Origin of the sequence: Microbulbifer donghaiensis, from assembly GCF_900129095.1 — a bacterium.
GTDB classification, from domain to species: Bacteria; Pseudomonadota; Gammaproteobacteria; order Pseudomonadales; family Cellvibrionaceae; genus Microbulbifer; species Microbulbifer donghaiensis.
Genome location: NZ_FQVA01000006.1, coordinates 26,800 through 43,886, shown reverse-complemented (window position 1 = coordinate 43,886; position 17,087 = coordinate 26,800). Strand labels below are relative to the sequence as shown.

The 17,087-nt window shown below is 60.7% G+C and carries 19 protein-coding genes; 7 read left to right on the top strand and 12 right to left on the bottom strand.

The features are described from left to right. Positions 1-32: 32 nt before the first annotated feature. The 5 genes from BUC36_RS15945 to BUC36_RS15925 form a co-directional block, all read right to left on the bottom strand. Positions 33-563 carry a hypothetical protein gene (locus BUC36_RS15945; RefSeq protein ID WP_073277034.1) on the bottom strand — a complete coding sequence of 177 codons (531 nt, stop codon included), beginning with the start codon at positions 561-563 and terminating at the stop codon, positions 33-35. Positions 564-582: 19 nt separating this feature from the next. Then, positions 583-1,722 carry a TIGR01620 family protein gene (locus tag BUC36_RS15940; protein WP_084536165.1) on the bottom strand — a complete coding sequence of 380 codons (1,140 nt, stop codon included), beginning with the start codon at positions 1,720-1,722 and terminating at the stop codon, positions 583-585. After that, complete coding sequence (locus BUC36_RS15935) at positions 1,722-3,182, bottom strand: YcjX family protein (RefSeq protein WP_234995032.1); 1,461 nt, start codon at positions 3,180-3,182, stop codon at positions 1,722-1,724. The genes BUC36_RS15940 and BUC36_RS15935 overlap by 1 nt, the downstream gene beginning before the upstream one ends. A 123-nt stretch (positions 3,183-3,305) precedes the next feature. After that, positions 3,306-4,103: a GIN domain-containing protein gene (locus tag BUC36_RS15930; protein ID WP_073277032.1), complete on the bottom strand. Its 798-nt coding sequence runs from the start codon at positions 4,101-4,103 to the stop codon at positions 3,306-3,308. A gap of 159 nt (positions 4,104-4,262) precedes the next feature. After that, complete coding sequence (locus tag BUC36_RS15925; RefSeq protein ID WP_073277029.1) at positions 4,263-4,685, bottom strand: HIT family protein; 423 nt, start codon at positions 4,683-4,685, stop codon at positions 4,263-4,265. A 341-nt stretch (positions 4,686-5,026) separates the two neighbouring features. On the opposite strand from BUC36_RS15925, the gene BUC36_RS15920 reads away from it, so the two are divergent. The 4 genes from BUC36_RS15920 to tcdA all read left to right on the top strand — a co-directional run bounded on the left by BUC36_RS15920 (position 5,027) and on the right by tcdA (position 7,358). Further along, positions 5,027-5,386 (top strand): hypothetical protein, encoded by a 360-nt coding sequence (locus tag BUC36_RS15920; protein ID WP_073277027.1) that lies wholly within the window; start codon positions 5,027-5,029, stop codon positions 5,384-5,386. 145 nt (positions 5,387-5,531) lie between these two features. Beyond that, positions 5,532-5,996: an FKBP-type peptidyl-prolyl cis-trans isomerase gene (locus BUC36_RS15915; RefSeq protein WP_073277025.1), complete on the top strand. Its 465-nt coding sequence runs from the start codon at positions 5,532-5,534 to the stop codon at positions 5,994-5,996. A 101-nt stretch (positions 5,997-6,097) separates the two neighbouring features. Next, complete coding sequence (locus BUC36_RS15910) at positions 6,098-6,553, top strand: thiol-disulfide oxidoreductase DCC family protein (protein ID WP_073277023.1); 456 nt, start codon at positions 6,098-6,100, stop codon at positions 6,551-6,553. Further along, a complete protein-coding gene (tcdA, locus tag BUC36_RS15905) occupies positions 6,540-7,358 on the top strand; it encodes a tRNA cyclic N6-threonylcarbamoyladenosine(37) synthase TcdA (protein ID WP_073277021.1) in 819 nt (272 codons plus the stop codon). Before BUC36_RS15910 ends, tcdA begins: the two co-directional genes overlap by 14 nt. Here the strand turns inward: tcdA and BUC36_RS15900 are convergent. Further along, the gene (locus BUC36_RS15900; RefSeq protein ID WP_073277019.1) at positions 7,355-9,001 is read right to left on the bottom strand and encodes an aminotransferase class V-fold PLP-dependent enzyme; all 1,647 of its coding nucleotides are present in this window, start codon (positions 8,999-9,001) and stop codon (positions 7,355-7,357) included. The two genes, tcdA and BUC36_RS15900, sit on opposite strands and share 4 nt — an antisense overlap. After that, the gene (locus tag BUC36_RS15895; RefSeq protein WP_143187016.1) at positions 8,998-9,768 is read right to left on the bottom strand and encodes a TatD family hydrolase; all 771 of its coding nucleotides are present in this window, start codon (positions 9,766-9,768) and stop codon (positions 8,998-9,000) included. Before BUC36_RS15895 ends, BUC36_RS15900 begins: the two co-directional genes overlap by 4 nt. Positions 9,769-9,830: 62 nt before the next feature. Here BUC36_RS15895 and BUC36_RS15890 point away from each other — a divergent pair, with 62 nt between their 5' ends. Both BUC36_RS15890 and BUC36_RS15885 read left to right on the top strand, forming a co-directional pair. After that, complete coding sequence (locus tag BUC36_RS15890) at positions 9,831-10,424, top strand: LysE family translocator (RefSeq protein ID WP_073277006.1); 594 nt, start codon at positions 9,831-9,833, stop codon at positions 10,422-10,424. A 13-nt stretch (positions 10,425-10,437) separates the two neighbouring features. Further along, complete coding sequence (locus BUC36_RS15885; protein ID WP_073277004.1) at positions 10,438-11,199, top strand: DUF4336 domain-containing protein; 762 nt, start codon at positions 10,438-10,440, stop codon at positions 11,197-11,199. 3 nt (positions 11,200-11,202) lie between these two features. Here the strand turns inward: BUC36_RS15885 and BUC36_RS15880 are convergent, their stop codons facing one another. Genes BUC36_RS15880 through BUC36_RS15865 form a run of 4 tightly spaced genes read right to left on the bottom strand, consistent with a single transcriptional unit; the run spans position 11,203 to position 15,321 of the window. Then, positions 11,203-12,033 (bottom strand): SDR family NAD(P)-dependent oxidoreductase, encoded by an 831-nt coding sequence (locus tag BUC36_RS15880; RefSeq protein WP_073277002.1) that lies wholly within the window; start codon positions 12,031-12,033, stop codon positions 11,203-11,205. Beyond that, positions 12,030-12,992 carry an SDR family oxidoreductase gene (locus BUC36_RS15875; RefSeq protein ID WP_073277000.1) on the bottom strand — a complete coding sequence of 321 codons (963 nt, stop codon included), beginning with the start codon at positions 12,990-12,992 and terminating at the stop codon, positions 12,030-12,032. Before BUC36_RS15875 ends, BUC36_RS15880 begins: the two co-directional genes overlap by 4 nt. Before the next feature lie 17 nt (positions 12,993-13,009). Beyond that, positions 13,010-13,966 carry a bile acid:sodium symporter family protein gene (locus BUC36_RS15870; protein ID WP_234995030.1) on the bottom strand — a complete coding sequence of 319 codons (957 nt, stop codon included), beginning with the start codon at positions 13,964-13,966 and terminating at the stop codon, positions 13,010-13,012. Then, positions 13,966-15,321: a flavin-containing monooxygenase gene (locus BUC36_RS15865; RefSeq protein ID WP_073276998.1), complete on the bottom strand. Its 1,356-nt coding sequence runs from the start codon at positions 15,319-15,321 to the stop codon at positions 13,966-13,968. The genes BUC36_RS15870 and BUC36_RS15865 overlap by 1 nt, the downstream gene beginning before the upstream one ends. A 117-nt stretch (positions 15,322-15,438) precedes the next feature. On the opposite strand from BUC36_RS15865, the gene BUC36_RS15860 reads away from it, so the two are divergent. Next, complete coding sequence (locus BUC36_RS15860; RefSeq protein WP_073276996.1) at positions 15,439-16,431, top strand: helix-turn-helix domain-containing protein; 993 nt, start codon at positions 15,439-15,441, stop codon at positions 16,429-16,431. Positions 16,432-16,552: 121 nt separating this feature from the next. On the opposite strand, the gene BUC36_RS15855 is transcribed toward BUC36_RS15860, so the two are convergent. Continuing rightward, on the bottom strand, positions 16,553-17,035 hold the full coding sequence (locus BUC36_RS15855) for a hypothetical protein (protein ID WP_073276994.1): 483 nt from the start codon (positions 17,033-17,035) through the stop codon (positions 16,553-16,555). Positions 17,036-17,087: the final 52 nt, after the last annotated feature.

Below are 17,087 nucleotides of genomic sequence, written 5' to 3'. Positions count from 1 at the left end.
ACTGCCGGTTCTCCCTTCCGCGAGTCTCGACGTCATCCCTCCAGGTAATTCCGCAAAGCGTCGAACTGCTCTTTCAGCACAGAGTTAACCGGTTCTGCAATCATATCCAGGTTGTTTGCGCTGGAACCCCAAACCCGGTACTCCCAGGTCAGCAATGACTTATCGCCAACCGGTACAATTCGCCACTGCATCAACCCACTCACGGGCATGCTCTGCAGAGGCCCGAGGCCACCGGAGAGGCGCACCTCACGATCCGGCATTGCATAGATTACCCGCAAATGCTCCACAGAAGCCCGCTCCCAGCGCTCGCAAAAACATCCTCCGGCACGCAGTTCCATCGAAAGGTTGTCCGACGACCCGGAATAACTATGCGCCGGGTTCCACCAGGCCGGCAGGCTCGCCAGTCCGCGATAAATGGTTGCGCTGTCCGTGTCGAGCTCTTGCTCCAGCTTGATGGAAAATTCACTGGCAGACTTGCTTACTACCTCTGCAGCCGTCATGCCTGAGCCGGCTGTGCCGAACAGCAAAACTGCAAGCGCGGCATTAAGTTTTCTGAATATCATATCGATTCTGTCGCCATCACTATTTTTTGCGTGAGCGGGAAGTTACCTTGTCAGCGTCACTCACGCCGAGCGGAGCACCGCTATCAACGCCCGCCGCCATATTATTACCCAACACACGCTCTTTAAGACTCCGGGCAATTCGTCGTGTCAGAGCGCTCAGGCGCGGGCGCCGTTTCTCGGCGAAGGGGATGGGCCTGCTGCTCTGCATTGAAGCGAGCCCGATACGCGCCATAAAGAGACTCGCCCCCATCCCCTGCCCCAGGCGTGCTGACAAAGTGCTGAGCATACTGTCGCCCACCAGTTCCGGCCACAACTCGCTCACCGCATATTCGCTGGCGCCGCTGTAAGCGACCAGCGCCAGAACCTTCTTGAATAGCCGCCAACGCACCACCACCGAGGGACGTACACCATAGATCTGTGCCACATCGTCAATCATGCGCAGCGACTGACGCAGAGCCACCAGCACATCAATGGTAGCGAAAGGGCTAATGCCGACCAGCGCTCCAGTCGTCGTAGCGTGGCGCACTATGCGCCGCATAGCCTCCTGGTCGAGCGCTTCGAGAAAGGAGACTTCCAAGTGCTGCAGCAATTCGCTGCTGTCGTAGTAATCCGGGGCCTCATCGAGTACCCGCTCGAGCAGTACCCCCTGGGGTTTGCCGGAAAAGTGCTCCTGTAACTGCCTGCGAAAGGGCTGTGCCTCCTCATGACTACGGCAATCGCGCAGGTCCCGGGCCATGTCCTGAGTCTTCTGCAGCCGCCGCAACGGGCGGCCGGCGCGGAAGTATTCCCACACCGCGCTGACTATGGTCGCGCAAAAGGCGGCGATAATTACACCGGCCAGCACCCCCAGGCTCCAGTGCTTGTCCGCAGCCCAGCTGTACAACTGGCGCAACTCCCAGGCCACGGCGGCGCCTGCCAGGCCCAGCGCCGCCAGCAGTGCCGGCTTCCACAGGCGCAGCCGAAACAGCGGCAGCCGCAGCTCCGAGAAGGAAACCTTATCGGGCAGGGATTCCCCGGTAGTGATAGAACGCGGCAACTCACCCGACTCCTCGCCCAGTGTCTCGATACGGGTGGAGTCCCGATGCGAGGGTATCGCTTCCGGCTCGTCGAGCGGCTCTATGCGGGTCTGTCGCCTGCTTGATTGATTATCGCCATTCATCAGACCTTGTCTCCCAGCAACAGGTTGAGCAGCGCATCGACACGGATATGGGGAATGCATTGACCGGCGCTCATACCTGCCGGCGGACGCAGTTGCGGCGGCGCGGCACCGGCATAGTGCCTCCATCCCGCGCCCTCCTGCGGTAACTGCGCGAAGATCTCGGCATTCTCAAAGCCCAGATAACGACCTTCCAGATCGTGTCCCATCAACATACGCCGGCCATCGCGCAGACTTTCGTTAGAACAGCGCACCGCCGCTATGGCCTCGCAGAACAATGGCAAACCTCGGTGGCGAGCGCCAGCAAACGCTTGCTGCAATTGCTGGCCCAGCAGCTGGCGCAACGCATCGTGATCTGCGGCCAGCACCTGATCCACTTTGGTAGCGGCAAACAACAGGCGGTCGACGCGCGGACGCCACAGCTTGCGCAGCAGTCCCGACGGGCCGTAGCGGAAGGTGTCGGCGACATGTCCGAACGCCAGACGCATATCGTCCAGAGCCTGCTCACCGGCGAACAGGGTACCAATCATATCGACCAGTACCAGCTGCCGGTCCAGATGGCGAAAATGGCTCTCGACGAATGGAGCCACCTGCTCGCGAACATACGCCCGATAGCGTCGCGACAGATACTGATAATTACTGTGTTCGGGCATGGACGCCAATTGCTCGTCCGAATATCCACGCAGGTCCAGCATCGGCAGCAGACCGTAGTTGGTATCGTCGAGCAACGCGCGCCCCGGCTGCAGATAGCTCAGTTTGCGCTGTTCGCGGCAATCGAGCAGGAACTGGCGATAATCCCGCCAAAGATGATCGAGTTGTGCGGATTCTGCACTGGCCTGGGGCTCCAGTGCGGCGAGTTGTGAAATCAGCTGCGGCGCCAGGCCTGCGCGCGCATCGGCGCCGATAATATGCGCCTGATGGCGGCACCAGTCGCGATAGTCCATCTGCAGCAGCGGCAAATCCATTAGCCATTCACCGGGGTAGTCGCGCAGCTCCAGGATCAGGGTCCTGGTGTCCGGCCCGGCCAGGCGCCGGCGCCGGCGCAGATGGATATGCAACTCCATCGCCGATACTTCACGGGTGCTCACCGGCCACCGCGGAGGCTGAGACATCAGCGCGTCGAGACATTGCTCGTAGTCGAAAGGCGGCAATCCTGAATCCAGCGCCGGCTTCAGCTCGGCGCCGAGCAGATCGCCGTTTAGGGCAGGAGCGAAGCCCGGCAACTGCGCCTTGTGGGGATGGCTGAGTTGGTAAATCAGACTGGTAAGCAGGGTCGACTTGCCGGCACTGCTCAGGCCGGTAATACCGACACAGACGCGCCGGTCGAGCAGTCGTTCCGCCGCCCAGTGAGACTTGTCGCGTGCGTCGCGGCGCCACTGCCGCAGTTTTTCCCTGACGCGATGGCTGCGCTTTGCGCGATCAGTGCCTGACTGACCGTTTGTACCCTGCCCGCTGTCACTCATCGGCAATTCCATGTGAGGGGTGGTTTCGGAAGGAAGAATAACAGCTCACCCGCCGCGCGCCGAATACAAAAAAGCGCGCCGCCCTCTCGGTTGGCGCGCTTTCCAGGCTAGCCTTCAGCGGTCTCAGTCCACCAGGGCTATGTCCCCCGATCCCATCACCGAGAAGGAATCTCGCTCGGGGCGCCGGATGACTATGTCACCGGATCCCATCACTGAACCACTGGCGCTGTCCGCCTTGAGATTGCGTCCGACAAAGTCGCCGGATCCCATTACATGGATATTGAGTTCCGCGACGCGCCCGCCGATCGCCATGTCCCCGGAACCCTTGATTTCGGCGCCAAGGCTTTCGCCGGCAAAATTGTCGAGGCGCAGGTCGCCCGAACCGGTAATTGACGCCTGTCCTTTGACTGCCAGAGCCGTACCGACCAACAGATCGCCAGATCCGGTCACCGTGGTCACCAGCGACTCCGCCGCCACCTTGTCGACTCGGATGGTGCCGGAACCGGTCACTCGCAGTTCCAGGCTCTCACTCTCCAGGGTGTCGGCCGTGGCCTCACCGGAGCCGGTGACCTTGATCGCCGCCACTTTCGGCAGGGTGACCCGGTATTCGATTTCCGGGTCTGAACTCACGGTGATCACGCCAAACCAGCTCTTCTTGTCGTCCTCCACGGACAGCTCCAGGGTGTCGCCGTGCAACTCGGCCTTGGCATAGGGCATGGCTTCCACCGGGCCGCTCGCCAGCACTTCAAAGCGCTCGCCCTGGATCACCTGCACGTGGGAGCTGCCCTTGAGGGCGATGCGGCTGAATCCGGACACGTCGAACTGCTTACTGGTGATTTCCTTCGCCTGGCTCGCTGCGCTGAAGGGGGCGATCAGCAGCAGTAGTGCCAGAGGGGCGAACACAATCTTTTTCACGGCCATGGGTATCCTCTCACTTGAATTACCGTTCTGTCCTGATAGACCGCCCGAGACGCACATTTGGATGCACCCCGGGGAGAAATAAATGCAGATACCGCAATCCCGTGACCAGAGGACCGATGGACGTCCTCGCTGCCCCCGGATCGCGACACCCATTGGGTGTCAGCCGCACTCGGCCGCCGGGTACCCCATTTCCACCAGCGCGGCGCGGATTTTCTGCGCTTCCGCCGCCAGCTCCTCTCCCCCGGCCGGCTTTTGCAGGGAAAAATCGAAATCGGTCAGGGCGTCCACCGGAACCAGGTGGATGTGCGTATGCGGAACCTCCAGCCCTGCGATCATCACCCCCACTCGCTTGGGCGAGTAAACCGCCTTGAGGCCCTTGGCCACTTTCTGTGCCACCTGCATCAGGTGCGCGGCCAGTTCCGCGGGCACATCGTCCCAGTGGTTCACCTCCGCAACGGGGATGACCAGACAGTGCCCCGGCTTGATCGGGGCAATGGTCATAATCGCGACGACCTGGTCATCGCGCCAGATAAAGTGTCCGGGCAAATCTCCGTTGATAATCTGGGTAAAAATACTCGCCATAACTCGCCTCGATAGTATCGAAAAAGGTGAAAACTCACTTGACCGTGGAGTCTAACAGGTTCGCGAAAAAGCGCAGCAATGGCGCTGTCGGCGTTATCGTCCCCGCCGGTATCCGGAGCACCGGGCGAGCGGATATGGCACCTAAAGACAACCCGTCGAACAAGATGACAATTTTCTTAATCCTCGTTGGCAGCGGAAACCATATGCCTTAGGCTCGACCCCCAATAAAGAGGTACCGCCAGCGAGCCAGGGCAAGCTGTATCCTTTTTGCTCAATAAAACTTCTTTCGGCTCCGCGGGAAAATTATTTTCAGCGTTAACTTCTCGTCGGGGGGAAGAGTTATGAACAGCCTGCTAGATCAGGTCGGTGGCACTCAGATTGTCAACCGTACCGTCAGTGAGTTCTACCAGACCATCGGTCGCCACCTTTCCGCAACTGACACCTGTGATCATCGAAAACAGGAAAGCCGCCAGGCCCAGTTTCTCAATCACGCGCTCTCGACACAGGCCGAACCGGTTCGCAGCAGGCGCGCCAGCTTTCTCGCTCAGGGGCTCAATCCAGCCCTCTTTGAAGCCCTGCTGGAGTACTTCGAGGCTCGCCTGGTGGAGCTGGGCTTCTCCTGGCAGCTGAGCAGCCAAATGGCGGAAACCGCCGGCGAACTCTACGGCAGCTGTGAGCAGGATCTCTCCATCGCCTGCTAATCCACGCCTGACCGCCGCGTCCGCCCGGTTGCGACGGGGCGGGCCGGCCAATACAATGGGCCCCTCACAGCCTTTACCTCCTGTTTGCTACCGCATCCGGTAAGCGCTACTTCACTCACCTCCTTTTGTTTTCCAGAGAGTATTCATGAAGATTGCCAACCACTCTGTAGTGGAAATTCACTACACCCTGAAAGACGCTGACGGCACGGTCATCGACTCTTCCGCCGGCGGCGAGCCGCTCAAATATCTGCAGGGAGTGGGCAATATCATCCCCGGTCTCGAGAAAGAGATGCTCGAGAAGGCTGTCGGCGACAAATTCACTGCGGTCATTCAGCCGGAAGAGGCCTACGGCCCGCAGAATCCGGAGCTGATCCAGACCTTGCCGCGCGACGCATTCGGCGGTGTGGAAAAACTGGAAGTCGGCATGGCCTTCCGCGCGCAGAGCACCGAAGGTCACCCGATTGAGGTGGAAATCATCGATATCGACGGCGACAACGTCACTATCAATGGCAACCACCCGCTGGCGGGCGTGGAACTGCACTTCGACGTCGAAGTGGTATCCGTGCGCGAAGCCACTCCGGAAGAGATTGATCACGGCCACGTGCACTGATCCTCCCATCGGCGGCAGCCCAACCGGCTGCCGTTCCCTTTTGCCGATATCCCCGCCCACGACTACCATTTCCGGGCCCGCAACCGCCGATTTTGGCCCCGATGTCACTGCCGCCTCCGGACAACATCGTTCTCTTCGACAGCCTGTGCAACCTGTGCAACGGCTGGAGCCGCTATGTGCTCAGGCGCGATAGCGCGAGCCGCTTCACTCTCTGCCGTGTACAATCTCCCGCCGGCCAGCAACTGCTGGGTAAGCTGGGGCTGCCCCTGGACACCTTCGAAACGGTTGTCCTGCTGGAACGCAGCGGCGGCAGCTATCGCGATTACCACAAGAGCGACGCGGTTTTACGTATTCTCGCGCAGCTGTCCGGCCCCTGGCGCCACCTGGCAGTGCTGCGGCACCTGCCCCGCCCAGTGCGCGACCTGGTCTACGACGCAGTAGCGCGCAACCGCTACCGGCTATTCGGGCGGCGCGATCAGTGCCTAGTCCCGAGCGCCCTGGAGAGACACCGTTTTTTGGAAGAAGTACCGGAAGAAGATACCGATGAGCCTGTCTGAACAATACCTGCAACGCTTTGGCGGCATAGCCCGCCTGTACGGCGAAGAGGCCCTGAAAACCCTGCAGGCCGCCCACTTCGTAGTAATCGGTATCGGCGGCGTGGGCAGCTGGACGGCGGAGGCATTGGCGCGAAGCGGCGTCGGCGCCATTACCCTGATCGACCTGGACGATGTCTGCATTACCAACACCAACCGCCAGAGCCACGCCCTGGCCGACACCATCGGGCAGATCAAAGTCGATGTGATGGCGGATCGCCTGCGCCAGATCAATCCGGAGATAGCCGTACACACCGAAGAAGATTTTATCGCTACGGACAATCTCGGCGAATTGCTCAATCCGGATCATCGACCAATCGACATTGTTATCGACGCCATAGACGCGGCGCGGGTCAAGGCGGCACTGATCGCCTACTGCAAGGCCCGCAAAATACGCCTCATCACCGTTGGTTCCGCCGGCGGCAAGCGCGACCCGCGACTGATCGACAGCGTCGACCTCGGCCGCACCATTAACGACCCGATGCTCGCCAAGGTGCGCAGCCATCTGTACCGGTTCCACAATTTCCAGAAGTCGCGCAAACGCCAGTTCGGCGTGGATGCAATTTTCTCTTCTGAGCCGATGGTCTATCCACAACCGAACGGAGAGGTGTGTCAGCAGAAAAGCGCCATGCAGGACGGGGTAAAACTCGATTGCAGCGGTGGCTTTGGCGCGGCGACGATGATTACCGGGGCTTTCGGCTTCGTTGCCGCGTCCCGCGGTATCGAGCGATTACTGCAACACCAAAGCGGCAGTGCGGGCAAACGCTAACCGACAAAATCGAGGGTTTGTCGCAGCAATGCATAAAAACCATTGCTGCGCGACTGGCTGAGATGCTTTTCCAGGCCCAGCTCGCTAAATAACCGGGGCAGGTCCTGCGCGCGGATCTGGCCTGCCGTGCGACCGTCCACCTGCGACAGCAACAGTGCGCCCAGCCCCTTGACTACGCGGCTGTCGCTGTCGAGGGCGAAATAGTGGCGCCCGCCCCGCTCGGCATGGACCAGCCAGGCATCCGACGCGCAGCCACGCACCAGGTTTTCCGGCCGGCGGATAGCCGGCTTTGCGCTGATCGCTTTACTCCAGCGCATTAACTCGCGGTAGCGATCCTGCCAGTTGCGCTGGGAGGCGAGCTGCTCCAACTGCAGAGTCGACAGATCGTCGGCGACCCAATCGCTACCCTGCTGGCACAATTCCATTGCCGGCGTTCCCACAACTTCCGCATAGTCGCGCAGCGCCTGCACCAGTGTTTCCACATCGCCGCGGGTGTTATAGGCGGCGAAGGATGCACGCACGGTTGCGGTTTCACCCGCAGCGCGAATCAACGGCTGCGCACAGTGATGGCCGGCGCGCACCGCGATATCGCGCCCGTCCAGCCAGTGCATCAGGTCCGCAGCACTGCCCGAGATAGGTGCGAACGCAGCGATACCCAAATTGTGCTGTGGCTGGCTGATCACCCTTACCGTCGGCAGGGCCGCCAGTTCCCTGTGCAGCAACGTCATCAACGCCTGTTCGTGGGCTGCCATGGCGGCGCGGTCCTGGGCCGCGATAAATTCCAGTGCCGCCCCCAGTCCCGCAATCGCCGCCAGTGACGAGGTACCCGCTTCAAATTTGTGGGGCAGGCCCGCGTAGTGACAGCCGTATAGATCCACCTCGGCAATCATCTCCCCGCCTCCCTGCCAGGGCGGCATCGCCTCCAGCAGCGACTCGCGCCCGTAGAGGAGACCGATACCACTCGGGCCGTAAAATTTGTGTGCCGAGCAGACGAAGAAATCGCAACCGATTTTCTGCACGTCGACCGGCTCGTGCGCGGCGAGCTGGGCACCGTCGACAATCCAGTACAGGTCCCGCTCGCGCAACTGCCGCGCAATGTCTTCCAGGTCCGGGCGCAGGCCGAGCGCATTCGATCCAGCGGTCAGCGATACTATGCGCGTGCGCGGATTCAACACTTCTTCGAGGCGATCAAATTCCGGGATGCCCGCCACTTCCGGTACATAGCGCAGCGTCAGCTGAAAGCGCTGGGCCATCATCTGCCAGGGCACGATATTGGCGTGGTGCTCCGCCGTGGAAATCACAATTTCATCGCCGGCCTGCAAACCACTGCACAGACTGTTCGCCAGCAGATTGAGCGCCTCGGTGGCGCCGCGACAGAACACAATCTCCCGGGTACTTACTGCATTTAGAAAAGCGGCGGCCTGCCCGCGTACACGCTCGAGCATTTCTGTTGCACGGCGCGCGAGGCGGTGGCTGGATCTGTGTGTATTGGCATTGCTGTGCAAGTAAAAATCACAGATCGCATCGATCACCGCCTGGGGTTTCTGGCTCGTAGCCGCGTTGTCGAGATAGGTCAGCTGTAGGTTTTCGGGCTGGGCAAACAGCGGGAATTGCCGCTTGAATTCTTCTGCGGAGAAATTCATAGGGAAAACAAATTCTCGGTATTATGGCTGGTCTGTGCGGCAATTATATCGACGGACACACCGCGCAATTTTGCCAGCTCTGCGGCGATCAGCGGCAGATTGGCGGGGCTGTTGCGCTGTCCCTGACGTCCGGCCAGCGGCATGTCCGGCGCATCCGACTCCAGCACCAGCGACTCCAACGGCAGCGCCGCCACCGTCCGTCGCGTCTTGGCCGCGCGCTCGTAGGTGATGGTGCCACCGATGCCGAGATAAAAGCCCAACGACCAGTAATCCAGCGCCGCCTGCTCGCTACCGCTGAACGCGTGTATGACACCACCGCGCGGTGGACGAAACTCTTTCAGCAGTCGCAGCATTTCGTTGTGGGTTTTGTGCACGTGGAGAATCAGCGGAAGCTCCAGTTCGCACGCCGCTTCCAGTTGAGGACGCAGCGCCGCCATCTGCTGCTCCAGCGGCGTGGCCACGCCCGCATCGAGTCCGCACTCACCGACCGCCACGCAGGGGTTCTGCGCAACATGGTCACCAATTGCCCGGCGCAGTTGCCCGGCGGGCATATCCTGCTCTCCGACCCACCAGGGGTGCACCCCCACTGCCGCATGCCAGCGCGGTTCCGTTGCCACCAGTTCCGCCAGGGACGTCCACTGGGTGACACTCACGCCGGGTATGATCATTCGCACCACACCGGCATCGCGACACGCTTGCCAGACCTGCAGACGGTCCGCGGCGAAAGCGTCGAAATCGAAATGGCAGTGACTGTCGATCAATTGCACTTGTGCTTCCCCAATTTTGCCCGCATCTTAGCACGGGCGCGTTACCCGACTTCGAGGCAGCTGTGTTAGAGACCCTACTTCCGATAGTGTTATTCACCTTCTCCACCAGTATTACCCCTGGCCCTAACAATCTGATGATAATGTCATCCGGATTGAATTACGGCGTGAACCGCTCGATACCCCACCTGCTGGGAATCTGCCTGGGCTTTCCGGCGATGATCGTCGCCATCGGCGTGGGGCTGGGAACACTCTTCAGCCAGTTTCCCCTGCTGCACGAAATTATTCGCTGGGTCGGTATCGCCTACCTGCTCTATCTCGCCTGGGTGATCGCGAGCACCCGCGAGGTCGGCAATTCCAGCCACAGCAGGCCCTTTACCTTCCTGCAGGCCGTGGCTTTTCAGTGGGTGAACCCCAAAGGCTGGATCATGGCCGTCGGCGCCCTGGCCGCGTTCACCAGCCCCAGTGGCGAAATGTGGGCCGAAATTGCCCGCATCGCCCTGACCTTTATCGCCATCGGCGGTCCCTGCATCATCGTCTGGCTGCTCTTTGGTGTCGGCCTGAAACGGATACTGACGGAGCCCAGGCATCTGCGCCGCTTCAACATCACCATGGGGATACTATTGGCCGCCAGTGTGGTCCCAATGATTGTTGATTAAATGGGATAACCACATGTCCACACACACCGATGCGACCTACCCGCCTCTCAATCAATTGAAGCCAGTCGCAGAAAACGTGTGGATTGTGGATGGTCCACTGATCCAGTTTCCGATGCCATGGCTGCGCTGGGTCAGGGTCGAATTCCCGACCCGCATGACCATATTCCGCCTGGCCGGAGGGGACCTGCTGCTGCATTCACCCACGCTACTGACCGGGGAACTCCGCAACCAGATCGAGCAAATTGGCCGCCCCCGCTGGATCATCGGTCCCAATCGCATTCACTACTGGTGGATACCCGACTGGCACAAGGCCTTCCCCGACAGCCGGGTCTACCTGGCACCGCGTGTGCGCGAACAGGCGGGCAAACATCTCGACTTCGACACCCGCGAATTGGTCGCAGAAACCGGCTACCCCTGGGACAGCGAAGTGGATACGCTGCCGGTGCGCGGCAGCTATATGACGGAAGTAGAGTTTTTCCACCGAGCCAGCCGGACGCTGGTATTGACCGACCTGATAGAGAATTTCGAGTCGAGCAAGCTCAACTCGTGGATCATGCGCTGGTTCACCAAATTCGGTGGCGTGCGCGATCCGGACGGCCAGATGCCGAAGGACATGCGCGCGACCTTCAGAAAGCCCAAGGGCGAGCTGAGGCGCGCGGTCAACAAGATGATTGGCTGGAATCCTGAGCGGATCATCGTCGCCCACGGGCGCTGGTACCGGAGCGACGGGGCGCGGGAACTGCGGCGGGCTTTTCGCTGGCTGCTGGAACAGTAGCCGCTAGCCCTGTCCCCGCGCCACTTCAAGCTCCACACGGAAGTTATTGACCATCTGCTTCATAAACAGGCGCGGAGCCAGTTTGTACAGATAGGCGCCCAACAGGGTCTTGTCGCGCGGGAACAGGCGCTCCCTGCCCTGCTCCAGCGCAGTCACGATTTTGTTTGCCATCCAGTCCGCGCTGCGTACCTGGCCAATAGTGCTCTGCTTGTGCTTGGCGCGGCCACCATCGCCAGACAGCGCGTTCTGCTCAATATTGGTGGCGACAAAACTCGGATAGACCATCAGCACGCGCACGCCGTCCTCGCGCACTTCCTCCCGGAACGTCTCGAAATACTGGTGCAGCGCGCTCTTCGCCGCGCAGTAACCGGCACGCCCCAGTACCGGCATCCAGCCCGCCATGGAACTGATATTGATGACATTGCCGAAGGCGGCGCGCAGTTCCGCCATCAGTCCCTGGGCCAACTCCACCGGTGCGTGATAATCCACCGCCATCACCCGCCGGATCACCGCGTTGCTGGTCTGGGTGGAGAGACTGCGGTGCGTAATGCCCGCATTGTTGACCAGCAGATCGACGCGCGGATAGCGCACGCGCAGCGCCGCTACCAGCTCGGCAACGGCCTGTTCGCTCGACAGATCGGCGACAAAGCTTTCTGCATCAATACCGCGCTCGCGCAACTGCCCCACGCGACCCGCCAATGCCTGCTCACTGATATCCACCAGTGCAAAGCGAGCCTCGAAACGGCTCGCCAGTGCCTCGACAATGGCCCAACCCAAGCCGCCAGCCGCACCGGTAACGACAAAGACTTTCTTACCACTTCCCTGCAGACTCATGCCAGCCCCTCCACAGCTTCCGCAACCGGCTCTATGCCCAGAGCCTCGCGGGCAAAGTAGGCAAAGGCCTCTGCCGAGGTTTTCTCCGGAACAAATCCCAGTTCCTCTTTCAGGCGACGGTTCAGCAGCACCGGCCGGTACTGCAGGAACATCACCTGTCCCGGCTGCTTGTCCGTCAGATGCAGGAAGTAACCGATACCCAGCAACAGCTTGATCAGCCACACCGGTGGCTTACGCAAGGGCTTGCCCAGCAGCTGCGCGATTTCTGCCGGTGTCAGTGCGCCGTCGCCAGCGAGATTGTAGATACCGCTGGCACTGCGCTGCACGCCAAACTGGATTGCGCGGATGACATCCTGGTCCCAGATAAACACGAAAGGCGAGTTGTGGCCGCCGGGATCGAGTATCGCCCGGCCGGAAAAGAGTTCACCGATTTTGTTGTTGGTGGTGGCCCCGACAATCGAACAGGGCCGGAAAACCAGCTGCTGCAGGCGCGGATACTGCTCGCGATAGGCGGCCAGCATCTCCTCCACCAGGCGCTTGTTATCCGAATAGCCGAATTCCGGGTTACCCCGCAGCCGGTGGTGCTCCTCGAGCCATTCCGGATTGTCCGGGTAATAGCCGTAAGCGGCGCCGCTGCTGGTAATGGTGATATGTTTGACGCCGGCGTAAATACACGCCTTCAGTACGTTCTCGGTACCCTCGACGTCGATGCGGTATTCCATCTCTCGATCACGACCGGCGGCCATCACCGATGCCAGGTGAACTACATGGGTAATGGACTCTGCGCGCAGCAACTCGCCCAGCGCGGGATCGCAAATATTCAGGGCAAACATCGGAAAGGTCGCGCGGCGCGTGCGGATATCCACCCCCACTACCGGCATTTCTTTCGCCAGCAGCTCACCCAGCTGGTGCCCAACGTAACCGGCAGCGCCGGTAATCAAAACCCGTTTTTCAGTCATAGTTGTTATCTTGTTATTCAGGTTTGCGGGCTCTGCTGCAGTTCACCCTGCAGCCGCCATTTTCGATTGTGGTAATTCCAGAAACCCGCCAGGCTCAGGCCGGACACCAGGTGCCAGACACCCCAGAAGCCTGCAACGACCAGCATTTCGCCGGCCGACGGGTAAAAAGTGAAAAGTATCGCCAGTGCCAGTCCGGAATTTTGAATGCCGACTTCCATGGTCACCGCGCGGCGATCGACAAGTGGCAGGCGCATCAGTCGGCCGGAAAGATTGCCGATGAAGAACGCCAGGGCATTGTGCGCAACGACCAACAGCAACACCGAGCCGGCAATCTGCACCGCCGTCTGCCAGTGCTTGCTGAATGAGACGGCGACGAAGAGCAGGAATACCAGCAGCGAAGCGCTGCGAAAAAAGCGCTCGCTGCGCTGCACAAACTGCGGGAAGCGCGCGCCTATCACCATGCCCGCCAGCATCGGCAATGCCAGCACCAGTACCACCAGCAGGATCATATTGTCCGCAGGCAGCGCAATCTCCTGCAACATTTCCCGCGTATAGGGGTTCAAGCCGCCGTACAGGGCAAAGTTGAGCGGCGTCATCACCACGGCGGCAAGGCTGGATACCGCGGTCATACTGACCGAAGTGGCCACATTGCCGCGACCTATCCAGGTCATCACATTGGAGAAGGTACCGCCGGGACAGCAGGACACCAGGATCATGCCCAGTGCCAGCCCTGGATCAATAGCGAGCCACCAGGTCACCAGGCAGGTGATCGCGGGCAGCAGCAGAAACTGGGCCACCAGACCGGTGACCGGCGCCAGCGGCCGGCGCAGCACGGCGGCGAAATCCGCCGGGCGCAACCCCAGCGAGACGCCGAACATCATGAATGCCAGCACCGCGTTCAGGACCAGCAGCGCGGCCGGCGACATCTGGAAGTTGTTCGCCACCGCCTCTGACACTGACAGGGTGTTATCCACTAGGCCGCTCCCGCGCTGCTGATTAATTGAGCAGTATCCCGCGTCGCCAGATCCTTCCGCAAGTCCGCGCTGTGACTGCGCAGTGCCTTCAGGTAGGTGTCCTTGTGCACGTAATAGGCCATCCGCTCCAGCTCCAGGTATTTCATGCCGCCATCGGCACGCTGGGAGGCGCGCTCATGCTTGGTGGCCTGGAAACGCCGCGCGGAATCGGCGCCGGACGCCAGCTGACTGATATAGAGTGCCACCAGCTCAGCCTGCTCGTTGCGCCCTTCCCAGCCGAGGCCGGCGGCTTCCACCATGCCCATCAGGAACAGGTTGTCTGTCTCCGGGTGGAAAACATTCAGGTACAGTCGCGGCGCATAGCCGGTCCAGTTCAATTCCGCGGAACCGATAAATGGGTAGTTCAGCTTGTAGCCGGTCGCCAGCAGGATCATGTCGTATTCCCCGCTGCGGCCATCCTTAAACGTCACCTCGTTGCCGTCGATGGAGACAACATCTCCCTGCGGGCGGATATCGCCGTGGCCGATATGGTGCAGGATCAGCGAGTTGATGACCGGGTGGGACTCGAACATCTTGTAGTCCGGTTCCGGCAAACCGTACTGGCTGGGGCGGCCGAGCATGAAGCGGCTCAGGGCGGCGCTGATACGCTGCTGGATAAACCGCGGCAGTTTGACTTTGCCGCCCACCGCGTCGGTAGGCTTGCCACCAATAAACTTGGGCAGGAAGTAGTAGCCGCGACGCAGGCTGATATCCACACTCCTGGCCCGGTGCACCGCATCCACGGCGATATCCGCACCGCTGTTGCCGCAGCCCACCAGCAGTACCCGCTTGCCTTCGAAGATGGCCGGGTCGCGGTAGTCACAGGAGTGCAGTAGCTCGCCGGCAAACTCGCCCGGCAGTTCCGCCATATTCGGGTGGTGCAGCGTGCCGTTGGCGATCAGCAGCCCGCCGAAGGTGCGGGTCTGCTCTTCGCCGGCCCTGCTCCCGCTGACAACACGGGTGGTGATACGCCAGTCGTCGCCGTCGCGCTCGCAGTGCACGACCTCGGTATTGAACTCGTAACGCTCGTAGAGGCCAAACTCCCGTGCGTAGGCGCGGAAGTAATCGCGCAGCTCACTGTGGTGCGGGAACTGCGCCACTTCTTCACCCATCGGGAACTCGGCGAATTCGGTCATCTTCTTTGACGAAATCAGGTGGGCTGATTCGTACATGGTGCTGGTGGGACTGTCGATATCCCAGAGACCTCCCACATCGCTGTGGATTTCGAAGCCGACACAGGGGATGCCGTACTTGACCAGGTTGCGCACTGAGCAGAGGCCCATGGGACCGGCGCCGATCACCGCATAGGGTTTCATTCTTATTCTCCCGCTGGCTAACCGCCAAAAATCATTGTGTTAGCGGCAATATACCGTGACAAGGCCGGGACAGATCGTCATAATCGGGCAATCAGTGGTTAATTTCGGACAGCAGTAGTGAAACCCGCAGATTGTAGAAGCGTCACCCTCAGCTACACACGAGCAATTACAGCCGCTCTCAATAGCCTTGAACTCCCCATCCCAGAAGATGCCGAGAACATCCTGTCCGGGATAGACGAAAATCAGCGAGTCCCCATGGGTGTGCAGGAACTGCTCTGGCTGGCGCTGTCCGAGGCCTACCCGGACCCGCTTCTGGGCGTGAAGCTCGGCCGCGCCATGCACAGCAGCCAGATGGGACTGGTCGGCTACCTGCTGATGACCCAAAAGACCCTCGGCGCAGCCATTGAACAACTGCTGATTTATCACCCGCTCGTCGGCGAAGGTGGCCAGTTTGAACTGCGTCGCGGCGCGCACCATGCCGATCTCTGCTATCAACCCAACTATCTGCGCTGCGCCCAGCTGCGTGTCGAGACGGTCCTCTCCGCCTGCCTGGCACAGACGCGCAGCATGACGGGACACCCATTCCGCGCCCAGAGCGTCCTGCTGGCCTACCCGGCACCGTCACTGGCCCTGCAGCAACAGTATCAGCAACTGCTACAGACCCCGATCCAGTTCAACGCCCCGGTATCTGCGATCCGGCTGCGCCCCCAGGACCTGGACATCCCCCTGGTAGCGGCGGACCAGCAGGTAATGGCGCGACTGAAGCCGGAGGCCGACGCCCTGCTGCGCGCGCTGACCAACAAGAGCCTGCAACTGCAGGTGAGCCATCTGTTGCAACAGGAACCGCAACTGACCCGCGAACAGGTGGCCAGCCAGCTGTGTATCAGCCCGCGGCATCTGGGGCGCAAATTACAAGAGGAAAACGCCAGCTTTCGGACGATTCAGGACGAGGTACGCAGCCATTATGCGCGCCAGTGGTTGCGTCAGGATGACAGGAATAACGCGGAGATTGCAGCCGCACTCGGCTACTGTGACGAAAGCGCCTTCGGCAAGGCGTTCAGACGCTGGACCGGGGTTTCCCCCAAGGCCTTTCGCAAGCAACCGGCCTAACCACTCTGCGCGGAAAACCCAATCGCTTTGCACAGATAAGCGCCGCAAACCGTGCAATTGGAGAGATTGCACTCTCGAGCCCGGAAGCCGTACCGGCGGCTTCCGGGTCGATCAAAAACCCTTAGCGAGCAGCCGTGTGCTCGGCTGTCGCTGCGCGCAGCGCGGCGAGATCTTCCAGCCAGACAATGTCCTGCACGGCTACCTGGCGATCGGTAACGTTGGACAGAGCTGTGCTCAGTTGCTGCAGATCATCGCCCTCGCCCCCCAGGCTGTCGATCGGCACCTCGAGCCACTCCTGGCCCTGCTGGTCGACCACCTTCTTCGCTTCGTCGCCACCTACGCTGGTAACGTGACGATCGATCGCGGAAGAGCCACCCGCCGGCAGGTAGATAGTGCCGTTGGTGAAATCCACTGCAAAGGCCACGACACCGGGCAGAATGCCGAACAGCAATGCCGCGCCATCGAGAATCACAACCACCGGGTCAATCCGGCCACCGGCCTGCCCCTTGCGCTCCGGATAGAGGAAGTAGCCGCAAGCGGTCAGATTCATCATCATTACCAGCAGGCAGCTGGCGGCGACGCCACGTTTAACACTTCTTTTCATGACTTGTCTCTTCATAAGGCTTGGATCTGCGGGGCCATACCCGCCACAAGGC

Bases quoted from the DNA above. Each gene is read 5' to 3' on its own strand.
- BUC36_RS15945 (WP_073277034.1), bottom strand. From the start codon at position 563: ATGATATTCAGAAAACTTAATGCCGCGCTTGCAGTTTTGCTGTTCGGC.
- BUC36_RS15940 (WP_084536165.1), bottom strand. From the start codon at position 1,722: ATGAATGGCGATAATCAATCAAGCAGGCGACAGACCCGCATAGAGCCG.
- BUC36_RS15935 (WP_234995032.1), bottom strand. From the start codon at position 3,182: ATGAGTGACAGCGGGCAGGGTACAAACGGTCAGTCAGGCACTGATCGC.
- BUC36_RS15930 (WP_073277032.1), bottom strand. From the start codon at position 4,103: ATGGCCGTGAAAAAGATTGTGTTCGCCCCTCTGGCACTACTGCTGCTG.
- BUC36_RS15925 (WP_073277029.1), bottom strand. From the start codon at position 4,685: ATGGCGAGTATTTTTACCCAGATTATCAACGGAGATTTGCCCGGACAC.
- BUC36_RS15920 (WP_073277027.1), top strand. From the start codon at position 5,027: ATGAACAGCCTGCTAGATCAGGTCGGTGGCACTCAGATTGTCAACCGT.
- BUC36_RS15915 (WP_073277025.1), top strand. From the start codon at position 5,532: ATGAAGATTGCCAACCACTCTGTAGTGGAAATTCACTACACCCTGAAA.
- BUC36_RS15910 (WP_073277023.1), top strand. From the start codon at position 6,098: ATGTCACTGCCGCCTCCGGACAACATCGTTCTCTTCGACAGCCTGTGC.
- tcdA (WP_073277021.1), top strand. From the start codon at position 6,540: ATGAGCCTGTCTGAACAATACCTGCAACGCTTTGGCGGCATAGCCCGC.
- BUC36_RS15900 (WP_073277019.1), bottom strand. From the start codon at position 9,001: ATGAATTTCTCCGCAGAAGAATTCAAGCGGCAATTCCCGCTGTTTGCC.
- BUC36_RS15885 (WP_073277004.1), top strand. From the start codon at position 10,438: ATGTCCACACACACCGATGCGACCTACCCGCCTCTCAATCAATTGAAG.
- BUC36_RS15880 (WP_073277002.1), bottom strand. From the start codon at position 12,033: ATGAGTCTGCAGGGAAGTGGTAAGAAAGTCTTTGTCGTTACCGGTGCG.
- BUC36_RS15875 (WP_073277000.1), bottom strand. From the start codon at position 12,992: ATGACTGAAAAACGGGTTTTGATTACCGGCGCTGCCGGTTACGTTGGG.
- BUC36_RS15865 (WP_073276998.1), bottom strand. From the start codon at position 15,321: ATGAAACCCTATGCGGTGATCGGCGCCGGTCCCATGGGCCTCTGCTCA.
- BUC36_RS15855 (WP_073276994.1), bottom strand. From the start codon at position 17,035: ATGAAAAGAAGTGTTAAACGTGGCGTCGCCGCCAGCTGCCTGCTGGTA.